We start from the raw sequence: 15,736 nt of genomic DNA on the forward strand, positions 1-15,736 counted from the left end.
CATGACCACCGAAACCGACGAGGCCGACAGCGGGGCGGGCGCAACTGTGCCCGAGCCCTTTGTGCCACCAGATGAGAAAGAGCTTCTGCTCCAAAGGCGGCTCGCCCGCATCGAGGAAGCGCTGGGCCTCAGCCCGCTCACCTAAAACGCAAACCTCAGCTGAGGAATGGCAATGATTCAATACCCGGCAGAATTGCCACTTCCGCTGCAGGATGGCTATGGCTACGCGACAGTTGACCCAATGCGCGCTACGCCGATGGTCACCGGCCGCCGCCGGTACCGGAAGGTGCGCAGCTATGTCCCGTCTGAACTGACGTTCAACTTCGTGTTTGAAGAGGATGAGGCGGCATTTTTCGAGGCGTGGTATTCGCGAACGCTGAATGATGGGATGGAGTGGTTCGAAATGCCGCTCCAGCTGCCGGCCGGCTTCACCACCTACCAGGTCCACTTCATCGGCATCTACGGGAAAGTTGAGCTGACCCAGGTGAAGCGCTGGCGGTACTCCATCAACGCCGAATTGAAGCAGCGTCCGCTGATTCCCGAAGGCTGGGAGCAGTTCCCCGAGTACTGGTTCAACAAAAACATCATCGATGTGGCGATAAACGTGGAGTGGCCTGAAGCATGAGCCTGATCGAGGAGTGTTACGCCTCGGGCAGGGGCGAACTGGTCGACACCATCGAGGCCAGGAAGGAAGGCGGCACCGTCTCCCACCTGTACTGCTCAGGCTGGGAAGACCGGGTGTGCACCACCGAGGACGGCCGCACGCTGACCTTCATCGCGATGGCCATGGACTTGGCCCTGCCCAAGAACGACAACAGCGCGTTCCAGAACCTCGTGCTCGGCCTGGACAACGTGACCGGCGAGGTGCAGGAGGTCGTGGAGGAGGCCAAGGCGGCCGACGACCGATTCATCATCACCTTCCGCCGCTACCTGGCCGAAGACCTGTCGTTCCCTCAAGAGCGGTACCGCATGACGCTGCTCAGCCGGGAGTATGAGGGCGATGTTGCCAAGCTGACCGCTGGCTTCTTCGACCTGCTCAACACCAACGGTCTCCGCACCATCCTGACCACATCCTTGGCACCAGGCCTGAAGTACATCTGACCATGATCGAAAAATTCATGCGCGCCCCGTATCGCGAGGGTGCACGGGGGCCTTTTGCCTTCGATTGCTGGGGGATGTGCATCGCGGTGCGCCATGAGCTGTTCGGCCTGCCGCTGCTGCCAAGCCTCGGTGCCGTGGGCAAGAACAAGCTCAGGGCCAACACCGAGGCCTATCACGACCTGCGGCAGGGCATGGAGGAGTGCGCACCAGAACCCGGGGCGATTGCCGCCGTGTTCCGGGGCTCCCTGTGTCTGCACGTAGGCGTGGTGGTGGAAAGCGAGGGCAGGTTGAAGGTGCTGGACACAAACCCCGGCGGCGCATGCCTCCGGACGACTGGCGAGTTCGAGGCCGCTCACCCAAGGGTGGTGTATTACCGATGATCGAATTTTACCCGAACAAGCTGAGCAATACGGCGCCTCTCGGCACCTGGAAGACCGACCGCCGAATGTCGATCGAGGAGTGGCTGAAGTCACTGGCCCCATCCTACGAGCGCCGGGAAAGCCCGCCAATCAGCATTGTGCTGAACGACGAGGTGATCGAGCAGCACCTGTGGCACAAGGTCAAGTTCAAGCCCGCTGACCTGCTGCAGATCTACCGCGAGCCGAAGGGCACTGACCCGTTCTCCATCACCTTCGCCCTGTTCAAAGGCGCCAAGGCGGTGCTGAAGTCGATCATGCCCAAGATGCCAGGCATGCCATCCAGCGCAGGCACCCAGCAGGGCGACCCCCTGACCGAGGCAAGCGCCAAGGGCAACAAGGTCAAACTGGGCGACCCTGTGCGGCAGATCGCCGGCCACCAGCGGGTTTACCCGTCGCACCTGACCCAGCCACGCCGCTACCACCTGGCGCCCCGTGACCAGCGCGTCGAAATGCTGCTCTATATCGGTGAGGGTGAATATGAGGTCCCATCGACCAAGGTGAAGGTTGGCGAAACCCCGCTGATCTCCCTCGGCGCAGATGCTTCGTTCACGATCTATCCGCCAGGCGCTGACCTTTCGGCAGATCCGGCTCACATCAACTGGTTCAACGTGCCGGAGGTGGGGGCCAGCTCGAGCGGTTCGGCCGGCCTGGAGCTGACGATGGCAACCGAACTCACCCGTTCGGCCACGGCTTCGGCCTACCAGTTCGTTGGCGACACCATCAGCGTTCCGGCCGGCTCCGGCCAGTTCCCGGCGGACTGGTCGAACGGCATCATCATTCGGGTGCTGTCCCCTTACACCTACACGGTGATCGACGGCGGCGCCGGGCGCGACATCATCCGCGGCCCGCTGGAAATGCTGAACCCAACGGTTGGTATGCTCATCGAGGTTGCTGGCGCGAACGCCGGGCTGTACGTGGTGAACAGCTATACGCCATACAGCCCTGGCGTGCCTGCCAACCCGGGTACCGCGTCCACGCTGACCGGATCGGCCGCGCCAACGCGGTATGACTTCAACGTCACGCCGCTGACATTCAACTTGGTGCGTGGCGGCTCCACGTACCCGATCACGCTCAACACGGCAACGACCGACCTCGCTGGACTGGTATCTGCACTGAACACCCAGCTCAGTGGCAAGCCGTTCCAGGCGCAGCAAAGCAGCGGGCGCGTGCGCTTCGTTGAGGTGACGCCATTTGCCGGCCAGGCCATCACGGCCACCGGTGCATCGACCATCTTGGGATCGTCCCCAGTAGGAGCGACAGGGACGGCAACCACCAGCGCAATACCCGAGCAGCCGGCTGAAATGACGCTGGACTACGACGGCGGCGCGCCCGTGGTTGGGCTTGCACTTGGCCAAGGCCTGGCCACTATCGGCCCGCGCGGCCTGCGCTACCGGATCACCGCGTTCAGCACCAGCCTCATCGAGGTGGACCGACTTACCTCGTCTGGGTCGACCGATACTAGCTGGCCTGGCTTCAACAACATGCAGACGGTTAACGGCCTGATCACGCTGGACGCCTCGAACCTGCAGGGCGGTTACCGCGGCCCGTTCGCCTGCTGCCCTGAAAACGAGAAGGTCACCGAGCTGGAGTGGACTGTCACCTACGCCAATGGCCTGGCGGGTATCGGTCGGGAAGGGCAGATTTACGAGATCCCGACCTACTATGTGTTCGAGTACCGCGATATGGACGTTGCAGGGGCCTGGACGGTCATAGAGCTTGAGAAAATTGGCGGCTCGCTAGACGCCCAAGGGTTCACCGAGCGGATTTCCCTTCCCTACGCCATGCGTGCAGAGGCTCGCGTGCGAAAGCTGTACAAAGATCGCCCTGGCAGAATCGACGATGAAGCCCGGGATGACGCAACTTGGACAGACCTACGTGGGCGCCTGCTGAACTCTCCCATAAGCTATCCCGGCCTAACTGTTATGAGCTGCAACATCAGGGGGGGAGACAGGTTATCAGCCCAGTCTGAAAGCCAAGTCAATCTGGAGGCCACCTGCATTATCCCTCTGATGGACGCAAGCAAGGGGCCGACGCGGGATATCGCGCCATGGTGCATCCACCAGCTGAAGCAGCGAGGATATACCAATGACGATCTCGATCTGCCGGAGTGGCATGCATTTCATAATTTATGCGTGGCCAGGGGAGACACCTACGACGAGACGCTGGATTCGACGATAACCGTCAAGGACATGGTGAACAACGCTCTGGCCTGTGGCTTCGCGGAACTAGTGACCTTCCGGGGCCTGCTGCGCCCGGTTCGTGACAGCGCCCGCGCCGCGTTCGATGTGACCTACGGCCCGAAGACTCAGACCTACTCACCACAAAACATGACCAAGATGCTCAAGATCAGCGGATCCATGCCGTCGATCAACGACTTCGACGGCGTGGATGTGGAGTTCTTCTCACGCATCACCTGGGCATGGGAGACGGTCGAGTGCCGTTGGCCCGGCGACCTGGGCAACAAGGTCGAGAAGGTCAAAATGCCTGGAATCAGCGACAGGACCAGGGCCTGGCGCATCGGCATGCGCCGGCGCGGCCACCAGAAGTTCAGAACCGATACATACACCTGGGAAACCGAGATGGACGGCAGCAACAGCGGCTACCTCAGCTTCGCAGCCGTCGCAGATGACGCCCCAAAGCGGTGCCAGAGCGCAGTCTTGCTGGACTTTCAGGTTACCGGGTTGGGAACCATGTTGATCGCATCAGAGCCATTGGATTTCAGCGCAGGCGGCGAGCACCTGATTGGCGTGCGCAAGCTGGACGGCACGCTGTCTGGGCCGTGGACCGCCACGCAGGTGGATCAGTACACGGTCCGTGTAGACGCGCTCGACTTCATGCCCGTAGTCGATGGCCCACTGGAGCCGCCGCACATCCTGTTTGGGCCTGCATCCAGATGGGCATATCCGGTGTTGATCACTAGTTCTGACCCCGGTCAAAACGGGAACGTGTCCATGAAGGGCATGCCCTACGATGCCCGCGTTTACACCTACGACGACCAATTCCCGCCGGCTTGACCGGACCCTGTCGAGCAAGCCCGCCCAGTGCGGGCCTTTTTTTGCCCGGAGATCCCATGCGCTACAACACAAACAACCCGGCACCTAGCAATGACCCGCGGGACCTGAACGATAACACGCTCATACTCGACGAGCTCATGAACAGCCTGGAGGAAACTGCCAAAGATCGTTTCGAACGAGATCGATACACGGTTCAGGCATTTCACAACATTGTTATCGACGCCAAGGCCCAGATAGACCCAACTGTCGAGGCCGCCAAGGAGGCCGTTAACTCGACGGCTGATGCAGCCATCGAGGAGATGCAGGAAACCGCTGCCAACCTTGGCGACGACCTCAATAACAAGCGTTATGCCACCTACGCCGAGATGCTCGCGGACCCACAGACCCGCGATGCTGTCGTGGCCCTGGTCGATGGTGACCAGGATCCAAACCTGAACGGTTGGTATTCGTGGGACAACGCGTCGAAGGTGTGGCTCCGGTTCGTCAACCAGCCGGCCAATGCTGCTGCTGTCGATGCGCGCTTTTATCGGACTGAAAATCGCTTAACCGGATCGGGTGACGGGCTTGTGGATTCTACTGGCGGAACTCTCTACATATCGGTTGAACCGAAGAAGTCCGACTCAGTCACAATCATCAGCGGCTTGGATGAGATAGCCAATTTCGACACCTTGAACAATGCTACTCGCTTTTCACAGAAGTTGGTGAGAACGGTAGATGTTCTTGATGTCTCGTCCACGCACACGGACCGCGCCGGCCGTCCAGACTATGAGGTTCTTGATAACGCAGCGGATGCGAAAGTTATCTTGGATCGAACCGGGCTGGCCGTGCTAGAAGTTGACACGGTCGAGAAGATTATTCGAAGCAATTACCCGATCGAATATGGCCTTGAGCAGCGCCCGCCGATTGTTTTCGTTGATGTCCCCCCTCGCCTTGAGCGCAACACTAACGATCCCGACTATCGGCTGTCAGGCCGGGTCTACCAAGCCACCGCCACCATTGCCAGATCGGGAGCTTCGCGCTACTGGAGCGCCTGGCGTGCGGACAACCAGTTCGCTGGTGAAGCGCCTGGAAATTTCACGGTGCTCGCCTATTCGGATGACAAAAATCAGACCGTGAAGGAATACGGCTATTTCACCTTCACGGCAGCCGATGATCCAGATAACCCATTGCCGATCGAACAGCGCGCCGGCCGCGATAAGCATTTGGTTGACCCGATGCTTTGGCTCGATCCCGATGGGCGCCTTTGGCTGTTCTTCGGCGTGATGGGGAACAACAAGCACTTCGACGGCGTGCAGGGCACCTGGGCAGTCATCTGCCAGAATCCTAACGCAGAATTCCCGGTATGGGGCCAACCGTTCCGCCTGTCGTACTTCGGCGATCCCCGTCACCCTGTGATGGTGAATGGAAAGTGGTACCTGGCCGTGGACGGCTGGCGCTTCTCGGCTGAGTACCCGCCGTTCTACATGGATCGAGTTGGACCGCACATTTACGAATTCGACTGGCGCAATCAGAAGCTCAGGCATGTATCCCAGCTACCTGCCAACAACGGCACAGGCTACAGCGGATTCTTTGAAACCGAGTTCGTGCAGTTGGCCGACGGTCGAGTGATGGCACTCCTACGCTGGACTGCGGGCGATTCCGGTGTGCTGGTTTCCTACAGCAGCGACCTGATGAAGACCTGGACGCCGTGGGTAAATTACCTGGTGCTGGCGCCTGCGGCCTCTTCGAGAATTTGGCTCGGTCGCTCTCCGAGCGGGCGACTTCTGGTCGTCTGGAACAACGACACCAACCGACTGGCGCTGACGTTAGGTCTTTCGGATGACGAAGGTGTGACTTACCCCTACCGCATCCAACTCGAGCCCAATTCGGCGGGACAGCTGACCTATCCCGTCGTGGCCTTCGGCGATAACGGCGAGATATTCATCGAGTACGACAACCAGCGCACAGCTGGAAAGCGTCAAATCCACATCGCCAAAGTTATTGAGCAAGAGGTGGTCGCAGGCACAAGCGTGCCGGTAATCACTATCGCCAGCGACCCTTTCAAGTAATCAGGGAAATCATAGAATGATCGTCTCCGAACTGAACTACCGCGTACCAAGTTTCGCAGCGCACGCGACCAAGTTACGGAAGTCCATCCAGAGTTTTTCCGGCACGACTCCGAACACGTATACTCGCGGCCCCTCTGCCACCACCGCTACGGAAAAGTTTGCAGGAGCAATCAATCTGCCAGATGGGGACATACTTTTCCCGCCCTATGGCAAGGGCAATATCGGCCTGTACAGCCCGCTGACTCAGACCTACCGTGACGGGCCGGAGACGCCAGGATCCGCTCGATTCCGGGGGGGTGTGCTGCACGCCGATACGGGACTCGTCATCCTTGCGCCAATGCTCTCGCCGCAGGTCGGAATCTACGATACCCGAACCGGGCAATTCCGACTGGGCGCCAGTGTTGGCGCAAACTTCGGCAGCGCTGGCGCAATTGTGTCGAGCGTCACAGGGAAAGTGATCTTTGTCCCGCGCTCCAGCCCCTACCTGTGGATCTATGACCCCGTACTTGACACGGTGATCCAGGGCCCGGCGCATGGCGCCTCGGGAACGCCTTTCTTCAGCGGCGCAGAAGAACTGCCGGACGGTCGAATCCTGCTCATTCCTTACAGCGCAGGCACCTTCAAGATTTACAACCCTCGCACCGGCACGATCACCAACGGCCCATCTGGAGTCGCTTCGGCTGGATTCTATGGGTCGGCCAAGCTGTTCACCGGCGATGTGGTTTGTGCTCCATACAGCTCCAACGTGATTTCGATCTACCGCTGGGAGTCGAACACGCTTTTCAACGTGGCATGCCCTACTGGCGGGGCAAAATTCCGGGGTGCGGCGCTGACGCCAGACGGCCGAGTCATGTTCTGCCCGAACAATTATGACAAGGTCGGCTGGCTTGATCCAAGCAAGCTGGCGTATGGCGAAGGCGAAACGATCGGCCTCGGTACGACCGACAAGTGGATGGGCATTATCCAAGCATCGAACGGTGAAATGATCCTTGCGCCTCACACTGTCGAGCATGTAGGCCGAGTGCAGGCGGTGTCTGCCGGCGCCTCGCCGAGGTCCTCAATGCTCAGCATCCAATGGAATAAAGGCTAATAAATTCATTGATGAGTGGCGGTTGTACGCCGCCACATAAATTTTTAGATTATGCAGACGGTTAGATTAGTTTTTCAATGGCCTCGCCAAGGTCTATTAAAGCCGGGCGGTATGGGTGGATTAGCCCTAGCTCAATTTTTTCGCCTAGCTCGTCTACAAACTTTTCAGGATTGGTGACGTCGCCTGTGAAATCTTTGCAGTGATATTGCCACCATTGCGATGCCAGTAGCTTCTCTATGACCTTTTCTTCAAAGCGATATCTTATTATTTTGGCGGGATTGCCACCAACTATAGCATATGGTGGCACATCTTTAACAACAACGGCTCCAGCTGCAACTACTGCTCCGTTCCCGATGGTAACTCCTCGCCGTAAAAGGGCATTCTGCCCAATCCAGACGTCGTGACCAATCCTTACCGCCCCTCGGTCTGCAGCAAAGTCACCTATGGCAATGGTAGTTCCAAAGTCTTGTTTTATGCGCCTTTGAAAGTAATCTCTATAGGTAAACGGGTGAGTGCTGATGTGATTAATTGGATGGTCGTGCCCCATTACAGAGACGGACCAAGATACAGAGCTGTATCGGCCGATTTCTACTGGTGGTAGGAAGTTGGATTGGAAGAATGAAAAGGCGCCGACAGATATGAAGTGCCCTTTTTGCATGGTGGCATAAGGTTCAACTAGAATCTTGCTTCTGAGAATTAAAGATTCACCGTATTTATAAACGCCTTTGATCTTAAAAGGGTGCTGCAAAAATATATTGTTATCAATTAAAAAGGACTCTATTTTCTCAGTGTAGAGGAATGTGTAAGGGTACTTAACTGCCACAGTAGGCTCCTGTTTTCTATAATCCTTGATAGGCTGCAGGCTAGCTCTCTAACCGAGAGGTAGGGCAGCGGGATGATAGCACGGCGGTGGCTCAGGTAAACCGGCTCATCGAAGATCAGCTGTCAGTCGCAAAATTAGTGGAAAGCAAGGCCATTTTGCTGTAGATAAACGCTAGCTATGGCATACAGCAAGGAGCGGGCTAAGTGACAAAGAATGATTTTGATTTCGATCGAGAATTTTTTTTCGATCTTTTGGAGCGGCGGCATGATGCAACTATAATAGCTAAGAGAAGCCTTTGGAAACTTTTCGACCACTGGGGCGAAATATCCGAAAATAGGTTAAATGGAATGGTTCATATTTCGCTCGGTAACATTGGAGAGCGTATCCTTGGTAAGGTCTTGGAAAGGGAGTTCTTCATAGATGTAGTGGCGCGAGCTTGCGTAACCTGCGTAATGCTAGAAGTTATTTTGTCAGTGCCCGCCCTGAGGGATGGTGTTCCGGTCGAGATTGCACGATTTCTCGTTGCCCCGAATAATGAAATTCTTTCGAGCGAAAATGAAACAATTTTTGCAGAAGCGCCAGATACTTACCTCTATTTAAATGATGCAGATCTAGATGAAAGCGTGAGAAGCTATGATGTACTTATCGCAGTGCTGCGCAAGGTTATGGAGGTTCATGCGATTTTCTAAGCTTTAAATATTATTTATGTTTTGAAAAGACAAATTTTTCGCTTATTCGGCCCGCTCTGTGCGGGCTTTTTCATGCCTGGAGAAAACCATGACCGCACGCGGCATCCGCTCGAACAACCCCGGAAACATCGACTTCAACCCACGTAACGCCTGGGTCGGCCAGCTCGGCCTGGAGGAGGGTGTGGGCAAGCCGCGCTTTGCCCGCTTCGACTCGCCTGAGAACGGCATCCGTGCCCTGGGCAAGCTGCTGATCAACTACCGGGGCAAGGATGGAATGCCCGGTGTTGGCCGTCCAGGCATCGACACCCCGCTGGAGTTCATCAGCCGCTGGGCGCCCAGCACTGAGAACAACACCCTGGCGTACGCGCAGGCCATCGCCAAGCGCCTGGGTGTTGGCGTGCGCGACTCTATCGACATCTCCAAGCCGCAGGTGCTGCGCGAAGCCGTGGTCGGCATCATCGTTCACGAGAACGGCGGTAATCCGTACGCGCCGGCGATCATTGACGAAGGCGTACGGAGGGCGCTGGCATGATCTGGCCACTGCGGATCGGCCTGCTGGCGCTGGTGCTGTTGTCCTACTGGGGCACCTACCAGCATGGCCGGTCGGTGGAGCGGGGCCAGGCCCTGGCCGCATCGGCGCAGCGCGACAGCGGCGACCGGCTGGCCGAGGCCCTAGGTCAGCGCAATGCCCGCAATGAAGAACAACGACGCGCCGAGGCGCAGGAGGAGGCGAGAGCCCATGCACACGAACAACACCAGGTGGCTGACGCTGGTGCTGCTGGTGCCGATGCTGTTGGCCAGCGGATGCAGCACGACGCCGCCCAGCTCGCCGCCACCGTCAGTTGCCCCGGCCCGGATACCGCCGCTGTCGCCAGAGGCCAGACAGCCACCCGCGCCGCCATGGTGCTCTCCGACCTGCTCGCACGGGCTGATGCTCGAGCGGGAGAGTTGGCGAAGGCGTATGACCGAGCCAGGATAGCCGGCCTGGCGTGCGAGGCCTCCTATACCGGGCTGAGCGAATAGCTTTATCGCGCTGATCGTTTGTACCAGCGACTGATGGCCAGATTAAGAACCTGCGCGAGCCTTGAATACAGGGTTTCGCGATCAATTGAATATGACATGTATTGACCGTGGAGCTCTGATGAAACGCCATTGGCTTGATCGCTGAGCATTTCGGTTGAGGATGAACGAGGCACAAAGTATGTTTGTTCACCCGATGGCCATCTGTACTCGTCTGATAGCGAGGTTTTACTTCCTATAATCAGACTTGGCACACCTGAGGCTGTTGGTAGCAGAGTTGCTGTTACAAGTCCACCTATAAAAAAGTCTGCCATGGAAATAGCACGGGCTTTTCGGTCAACAGCTGTCATGTGGAGATCTATGGGCACAAAAGCATTTTTCTGATATTCACGTGGCAGCAAGCTTCCGACCTTCTCTGGCCAATCAAGCTCGAATTCCATAATTTTTGCGTTCGACGCATTTGCCTTGCTGGTTAGGCCAGAGTTAAGCATCACAATTTTATCAATTCCTGATCTACGAATTAATAAAATTGCTTGCGCTAGTGCTTCCCATTGATTGTTAAAGGATCGCTTTTCTGATTCGATTGCAAAGTGAAATATGAAGTATCCATTTGATTTAAGATTTTCTATTGTCATGCACAGGCCATCAAATGGATCTTTAGAGGCTAGAGCTTTGATCATTTTTTTGGAAAGAGAAAATCTTCTATCTATATTGTTTCTTGAGTGGCAGCTATTAATATAGTGCGTCTCAAATTTCTTGCTCCTTACGTCAGCTATGGAGTATAAGTTAACGCCGTTGCTATTATTGACATGTTTTTGTGGCGAAATGAAATTGTCGCTTATGCTCTCAAGAATGTTTACTTTCGACAGTCCTGCCGGACTTTTCTTGGACGTCTCTACAATGTCGCTGACGAAGCTGAATCTGTCCAAGCAGTCGCCGAGCCTTGGGAAGTTAGGATTCAGTAAAATTGAATCGCTATCTGCTAGCTGACTAAGCGCTGCCTGATCTAATTTCAGAAAGCTTGGAATATGTGCAGGGTTAGGCGTTACGCCTTGCAGAGACAGCAGTGTTTGACAGCTGCCATCATAGATTACTGCGTATTGCCCCAAGCCAATTCCTAAAAAGCCATATGCCAAATAGCCCGACTGAGTCCGCATTACAAATCGACTATTGAATGCCTCCACATCACTCCGCATAAGCTTGCTGCCAACGATGGCTCTCGGTAACTCTTGTGAGATCTCAATGGCCTCGCCAAAGCCACCCTCGTTAATTTTGCGCGCACGTAATGGTGCCTTTAGCAGAATCTCGTTGACTTTCTCAGATAGTTCTTCAGTAACATGATGCACACCCCCGTACAGAGGCCCATAGATAGTCAGTTCATGCAGCAAAGACTCCAAGTCCGCTAGGTTTTGAACATGGCGTATTACTGTAGAGAGATACTCTGGGTGAGCTCCAGCAGCTGCGCGATAAATCCAGTCGCGGGCAAACGCAGGGCAGTTGGAGTTTAGTGCGGAGGCTATTTCTTCTTTAGTGGCAGAGATTCCTGCTTTGAGTCGCAAGGCCACTGAAATTGATGTGTGCTTGTCGTCTTCTGTAGTTAGGAGTGGAACGCTCGCGTGTGGTCTTTTCTCGAAAATGCAGAAGTTATAAAAATCTACAAATCGACGGTCAGCGTAACTATTCAGGAGTTTTTTTCGGAGCTTATAGAGGCTCCCAAAAAGCTTTTGAGTTATAATGAAGTCGGCAATTGCGTCGAAGGTTTCATTAGAAATTATTCTAGTATCTTCTACTTGGGGTAGAAAATCTGTTATTGCCTCTAAAGCACATTGACGTCGTTCGTCAAGGTGCGCTCTAAGCAAGGTTGTTCTAATTGAGTTGGTGTTGTTGGATGCTAGTGCTGACCTTACATCCATGTACGTGACAAGGTGGGGCGTAGTTTGCAGGTGGCTCATGTAGTTGACGCTCCAGCATCATTAAAGGGTAACTGCTATCCTCAGGGCTTAAATAAGTCCTGTTGAAATGTCCATGTTATTATCTGTCCCAATCATCCGCATTCTTCCTGAATCGTACTCTTTAAGCTTGATGAGTCATGGCCTGCTCAATGACGCTGTGCGCGTTGGTATCAAGCTTCAAAAGCCATTAATGGCTTAATCATAACGCGCCCGGTTTGCAGGCCGCTACCATCCGTTTTCGTCATGAGGAATGGACAAACGAAGAAAAGCTCGAGCACCTAGTAGTGCCGGCTGAGCCCCGCCAGCTAATTGCCGTAGTCAGCGCTTGCCATGGCCAGCCTAGACTGTCTCGATCGCCAGCATGGCCTATGCCGCTCATCGTCGAGGGGATGTAAGTGCTGATTGTCTTGTCGACATGCTGGAGCTGTCCGAGGCTGCCAAGTCATGGGCCTTGGTTGAGATCGATGAGGCATACCACATCGGCCTGTTCAGTTACGAGCTTTCAGGTAAGTGGGATGGGGACAGTCCAGGACGGATCGTCATCGGCAGAACGCCGGGGTGGGGTGTAGAGTCTGTCTAATTCTTCCCCAAAATGCATCCGTAAACGCCTGATTCTATTGGGGTAGAAACGAACAAAAACGGCGCCATTACAAGGCGCCGATTCTTGGTTAATGCATTGATTATATTGGGTTTTTATCGGATGACTGGCGCGTCCCAGGCTTTGATGCCGTAGAGCGTGTAGGTCATTGTGTGCATTGGGGATCACAGGTTGCCCCAACCTCTCCGTTTTTCGATTTCAGTCGCGGGATTATGCGGGAAGCAACCTCGCGGCGCCACGCCTGAGACGTCCATGTCTATTGATCAAGGCGTGTTCAGGCGACCAGGCGCTGTACCGCCCCGATGATCTCTTCACCGTGTCGCTGTTCGGCGGTGCGCAGATCGAAGGCGGTCTGCAGGTTGAGCCAGAACTCGGGGGTAGTATTAAGGCAAATGGACAGACGCAGCGCCATATCGGCGGAAACACCGCCCCGTTCGCGCAGGATATTGTTGACGGTTGGAGTGGCGACGCCCAGCGCCCTGGCCAATGCCGCAGCACTGAAGCCCATTTCTTTCTGGAAGTCCTCACGCAGGACTTCACCGGGATGGATTGGACGCATACCGTTCTTGAGCATGATGCACCTCAGTGGTAATCGATAATTTCAACGTTGGCCGGCCCGTTGTCGGTCCAGGTGAAGCACAAGCGTCATTGGTCATTGACGCGAATGCTGTGCTGACCGGCACGGTTGCCGCTCAACGCCTCGAGGCGGTTGCCAGGTGGCGATCGCAGGTCTCGCAGCTCTGTTGCGGCATCGAGCATGGCCAGTTTGCGCTCCGCGACTGATTTGATATCTGACCAACGTCGCGTTTTTCCAGTAACAAATAGTGCTTCCGTGTCGGCACAGCTGAAGCTTTGAATCATGATATTGAATGCATAACGTTATTCGTTACGCTTGATTATACGACTTCATCGCGGTAGTTCAAGGGCTTCGCTGCACGTTGCTCGGGTAACGCCGGCCATGATTGCTGGGTATCATCATGTTACATATTCATCCGCCACCTGCGACTATCGTGCAGCGGCCCTGGTTCGCCGATCGCCGCTAACATATTGTTTCAATGGCGATGTTTCGCCCTGTTGTCGTTTCTGGTTCAAAAAGGAAGCCTTACCGGATGCAGTCCGCCTATACCGTCCTCATCCTGTTGACCTTGGTCAGCCTGTCGAAACTGGTCGGTCGCCTGATTCCGCTGCCCTTGCCGCTGGTGCAGATCGCCGCTGGCGCCTTGCTGGCGTGGCCGACCCTGGGCCTGCATGTGGCGCTGGACCCCGAGCTGTTCCTGTTCCTGTTCCTGCCGCCACTGCTGTTCGCCGATGGCTGGCGGATTCCCAAGCGCGAACTGTGGCGCCTTCGAGGGCCGGTGGTGGCGCTGGCGGTAGGGCTGGTGCTGTTTACTGTGGTCGGGGCCGGTTACTTCATTCACTGGCTGATGCCCAGCATCCCGCTGCCGGTGGCCTTCGCCTTGGCCGCCGTGTTGTCGCCGACCGACGCCGTCGCCGTATCGGCCATTACCCAGGACCGCCTGCCCACCCCGCTGATGCATATGCTGCAGGGCGAGGCGCTGATGAACGACGCCTCTGGCCTGGTGACCTTCAAGTTCGCCCTGGCGGCGGCAATCACCGGGGCCTTCTCGCTGGCCGACGCCAGCTTCAGCTTCGTGCTGGTAGCACTGGGGGGCCTGGCAGTGGGCGTGGCCCTGAGCTGGCTGATCGGCCGCCTGCGCATGTGGATGATCACCCGGGGCTGGGACGACCCTGCGACCCATGTCGTGTTCATGCTGCTGTTGCCGTTCGCGGCTTATGTACTGGCCGAGCGGCTGGGCGTGTCGGGCATTTTGTCGGCAGTGGCCGCTGGCATGATGCAGAGCTGGCTCGACCTGCTGCCACGCCAGACCAGCACCCGCCTGCTCAACCGCAGCGTCTGGTCGCTGCTGGAGTTCGCCTTCAATGGCCTGATTTTCCTGCTACTGGGCCTGCAGTTACCGGACATCATCAAGGCTGTGGTCAGCCACGAAACCACCGTGTGGCCGACCCTGGCCTACCGCTGCCTGGATGTGCTGGCGATTTTTGCCGCGCTGATCCTGCTGCGTTTCATCTGGGTGCAGAGTATCTGGCGCGCGATCGGCGTGCTGCGCCGCTGGCGCGGTAAGCCGGCGCTGGTGCTGGTGCCTACGGCGCGCTCCTGCTGGCTGCTGACCTTCGGCGGCGTGCGGGGTGCAGTGACCCTGGCGGGTGTGATGTCGGTGCCATTGCTGATGGGGGCAGGCAAGGCGTTCCCGGAACGGGACCTGCTGATTTTCATCGCGGCAGGGGTGATCCTGCTATCGCTGGTCAGCGCCTGTATCGCCTTGCCGCTATTGCTGCGCGGGGTGACCAAAAGCGCCGACGAGCGCTTGCAACAGGAGGTGCAGGAAGCCTGGCGGCGCACGGCAGAAGCGGCGATCCATGCCCTGGAGGCGGAGGAAGTGATCGACAGCAATGCGCCGCAGGATGCAGACCAGGCAACCATGGCCACGGAACTGAAGGCGCGCCTGATGGCGGAGTACCGGGCTGAGCTGGACAGTTATAACGACACGGCCGAAGCCAAGGCACTGGCCGAGCAGATGGATTTGCTGGAGCGCCGCTTGCGCCTGCGGGCGCTAAGGGCGCAGCGGCTGGAGCTGTACAACCTGCATCGTCAGCACGAGGTGGGCGATGAAGTGGTACGGCAGGTGCTGGGCGAGCTGGACATGAGTGAGGCGAACCTGGGCCAGGTCAAATAAAGCGCTGGGGCTGTCTTTGTAGCAACAGGTATCTCACCTACCCCGGTAGGAGCAACTGTCTTTCTGCAAATTTGAAAAGCCTGCGCGATTCACCTGTGGGAGATTCTATGGTTTCTGGCAAGGGTAGCCGCAGCATCTTCAGCGCCTGTGAGATCGAGCGCCGCCCGCGCGGCGCATCGCGAGCTGCGCTCGCTCCTACGTTTGTTTCGGGCCAGTAACCCCTGTG

Annotated in this window: 14 protein-coding genes and 2 pseudogenes; 12 read left to right on the forward strand and 4 right to left on the reverse strand. The window is 56.7% G+C overall.

The features are described 5' to 3' along the window. Position 1 precedes the first annotated feature (1 nt). From QME24_RS21410 to QME24_RS21440, 7 genes are read left to right on the forward strand one after another with little or no spacing between them, the layout of a single operon-like run. Positions 2–145 (forward strand): hypothetical protein, encoded by a 144-nt coding sequence (locus tag QME24_RS21410; protein WP_281691040.1) that lies wholly within the window; start codon positions 2–4, stop codon positions 143–145. A gap of 27 nt (positions 146–172) precedes the next feature. Beyond that, the gene (locus QME24_RS21415) at positions 173–625 is read left to right on the forward strand and encodes a transposase (RefSeq protein ID WP_281691041.1); all 453 of its coding nucleotides are present in this window, start codon (positions 173–175) and stop codon (positions 623–625) included. Continuing rightward, positions 622–1,101, forward strand: a complete 480-nt coding sequence (locus QME24_RS21420; protein ID WP_281691042.1) for a DUF1833 family protein — start codon at positions 622–624, stop codon at positions 1,099–1,101. The genes QME24_RS21415 and QME24_RS21420 overlap by 4 nt, the downstream gene beginning before the upstream one ends. Positions 1,102–1,103: 2 nt before the next feature. Next, a complete protein-coding gene (locus QME24_RS21425; RefSeq protein WP_029885996.1) occupies positions 1,104–1,481 on the forward strand; it encodes a hypothetical protein in 378 nt (125 codons plus the stop codon). Beyond that, a complete protein-coding gene (locus QME24_RS21430; RefSeq protein WP_281691043.1) occupies positions 1,478–4,534 on the forward strand; it encodes a host specificity factor TipJ family phage tail protein in 3,057 nt (1,018 codons plus the stop codon). Before QME24_RS21425 ends, QME24_RS21430 begins: the two co-directional genes overlap by 4 nt. Before the next feature lie 56 nt (positions 4,535–4,590). Then, positions 4,591–6,582: a sialidase family protein gene (locus tag QME24_RS21435; protein WP_281691044.1), complete on the forward strand. Its 1,992-nt coding sequence runs from the start codon at positions 4,591–4,593 to the stop codon at positions 6,580–6,582. A gap of 16 nt (positions 6,583–6,598) precedes the next feature. Then, the gene (locus tag QME24_RS21440; protein ID WP_281691045.1) at positions 6,599–7,672 is read left to right on the forward strand and encodes a hypothetical protein; all 1,074 of its coding nucleotides are present in this window, start codon (positions 6,599–6,601) and stop codon (positions 7,670–7,672) included. Between the two features lie 61 nt (positions 7,673–7,733). Here the strand turns inward: QME24_RS21440 and QME24_RS21445 are convergent, their stop codons facing one another. Then, entirely contained in the window at positions 7,734–8,495 is a 762-nt protein-coding gene (locus QME24_RS21445; protein ID WP_281691046.1) for a CatB-related O-acetyltransferase, read from the reverse strand. A 203-nt stretch (positions 8,496–8,698) separates the two neighbouring features. Here QME24_RS21445 and QME24_RS21450 point away from each other — a divergent pair, with 203 nt between their 5' ends. From QME24_RS21450 to QME24_RS21460, 3 genes are all read left to right on the forward strand, one after another. Further along, positions 8,699–9,184, forward strand: a complete 486-nt coding sequence (locus tag QME24_RS21450; protein ID WP_281691047.1) for a hypothetical protein — start codon at positions 8,699–8,701, stop codon at positions 9,182–9,184. Between the two features lie 88 nt (positions 9,185–9,272). Then, complete coding sequence (locus QME24_RS21455; RefSeq protein ID WP_281691048.1) at positions 9,273–9,716, forward strand: structural protein P5; 444 nt, start codon at positions 9,273–9,275, stop codon at positions 9,714–9,716. Beyond that, positions 9,713–10,207, forward strand: coding sequence for a DUF2514 domain-containing protein (locus QME24_RS21460; RefSeq protein ID WP_281691049.1), 495 nt, complete (start codon positions 9,713–9,715; stop codon positions 10,205–10,207). Before QME24_RS21455 ends, QME24_RS21460 begins: the two co-directional genes overlap by 4 nt. 2 nt (positions 10,208–10,209) lie before the next feature. Here QME24_RS21460 and QME24_RS21465 read toward each other — a convergent pair whose 3' ends face one another. Next, the gene (locus QME24_RS21465) at positions 10,210–12,156 is read right to left on the reverse strand and encodes a hypothetical protein (RefSeq protein WP_281691050.1); all 1,947 of its coding nucleotides are present in this window, start codon (positions 12,154–12,156) and stop codon (positions 10,210–10,212) included. Positions 12,157–12,517: 361 nt separating this feature from the next. Here QME24_RS21465 and QME24_RS21470 point away from each other — a divergent pair. Beyond that, positions 12,518–12,736 (forward strand): annotated as a pseudogene (locus QME24_RS21470) (hypothetical protein); the annotation flags it as partial. Positions 12,737–13,028: 292 nt separating this feature from the next. Here QME24_RS21470 and QME24_RS21475 read toward each other — a convergent pair. Both QME24_RS21475 and QME24_RS21480 read right to left on the reverse strand, forming a co-directional pair. After that, complete coding sequence (locus tag QME24_RS21475) at positions 13,029–13,328, reverse strand: HigA family addiction module antitoxin (RefSeq protein WP_182365416.1); 300 nt, start codon at positions 13,326–13,328, stop codon at positions 13,029–13,031. A gap of 8 nt (positions 13,329–13,336) precedes the next feature. Next, positions 13,337–13,615: pseudogene (locus QME24_RS21480) on the reverse strand (type II toxin-antitoxin system RelE/ParE family toxin). A 248-nt stretch (positions 13,616–13,863) separates the two neighbouring features. Here QME24_RS21480 and QME24_RS21485 point away from each other — a divergent pair. Continuing rightward, complete coding sequence (locus QME24_RS21485) at positions 13,864–15,510, forward strand: Na+/H+ antiporter (protein ID WP_029885076.1); 1,647 nt, start codon at positions 13,864–13,866, stop codon at positions 15,508–15,510. Positions 15,511–15,736 lie beyond the last annotated feature (226 nt).

Source organism: Pseudomonas sp. PARCl1 (assembly GCF_947311875.1).
Taxonomy (GTDB): Bacteria; Pseudomonadota; Gammaproteobacteria; order Pseudomonadales; family Pseudomonadaceae; genus Aquipseudomonas; species Aquipseudomonas juntendi.

Coding starts and splice junctions, on each gene's coding strand:
- QME24_RS21460 (WP_281691049.1), top strand. CDS start 9,713: ATGATCTGGCCACTGCGGATCGGCCTGCTGGCGCTGGTGCTGTTGTCC.
- QME24_RS21435 (WP_281691044.1), top strand. CDS start 4,591: ATGCGCTACAACACAAACAACCCGGCACCTAGCAATGACCCGCGGGAC.
- QME24_RS21455 (WP_281691048.1), top strand. CDS start 9,273: ATGACCGCACGCGGCATCCGCTCGAACAACCCCGGAAACATCGACTTC.
- QME24_RS21420 (WP_281691042.1), top strand. CDS start 622: ATGAGCCTGATCGAGGAGTGTTACGCCTCGGGCAGGGGCGAACTGGTC.
- QME24_RS21485 (WP_029885076.1), top strand. CDS start 13,864: ATGCAGTCCGCCTATACCGTCCTCATCCTGTTGACCTTGGTCAGCCTG.
- QME24_RS21430 (WP_281691043.1), top strand. CDS start 1,478: ATGATCGAATTTTACCCGAACAAGCTGAGCAATACGGCGCCTCTCGGC.
- QME24_RS21465 (WP_281691050.1), bottom strand. CDS start 12,156: ATGAGCCACCTGCAAACTACGCCCCACCTTGTCACGTACATGGATGTA.
- QME24_RS21410 (WP_281691040.1), top strand. CDS start 2: ATGACCACCGAAACCGACGAGGCCGACAGCGGGGCGGGCGCAACTGTG.
- QME24_RS21440 (WP_281691045.1), top strand. CDS start 6,599: ATGATCGTCTCCGAACTGAACTACCGCGTACCAAGTTTCGCAGCGCAC.
- QME24_RS21475 (WP_182365416.1), bottom strand. CDS start 13,328: ATGCTCAAGAACGGTATGCGTCCAATCCATCCCGGTGAAGTCCTGCGT.
- QME24_RS21425 (WP_029885996.1), top strand. CDS start 1,104: ATGATCGAAAAATTCATGCGCGCCCCGTATCGCGAGGGTGCACGGGGG.
- QME24_RS21415 (WP_281691041.1), top strand. CDS start 173: ATGATTCAATACCCGGCAGAATTGCCACTTCCGCTGCAGGATGGCTAT.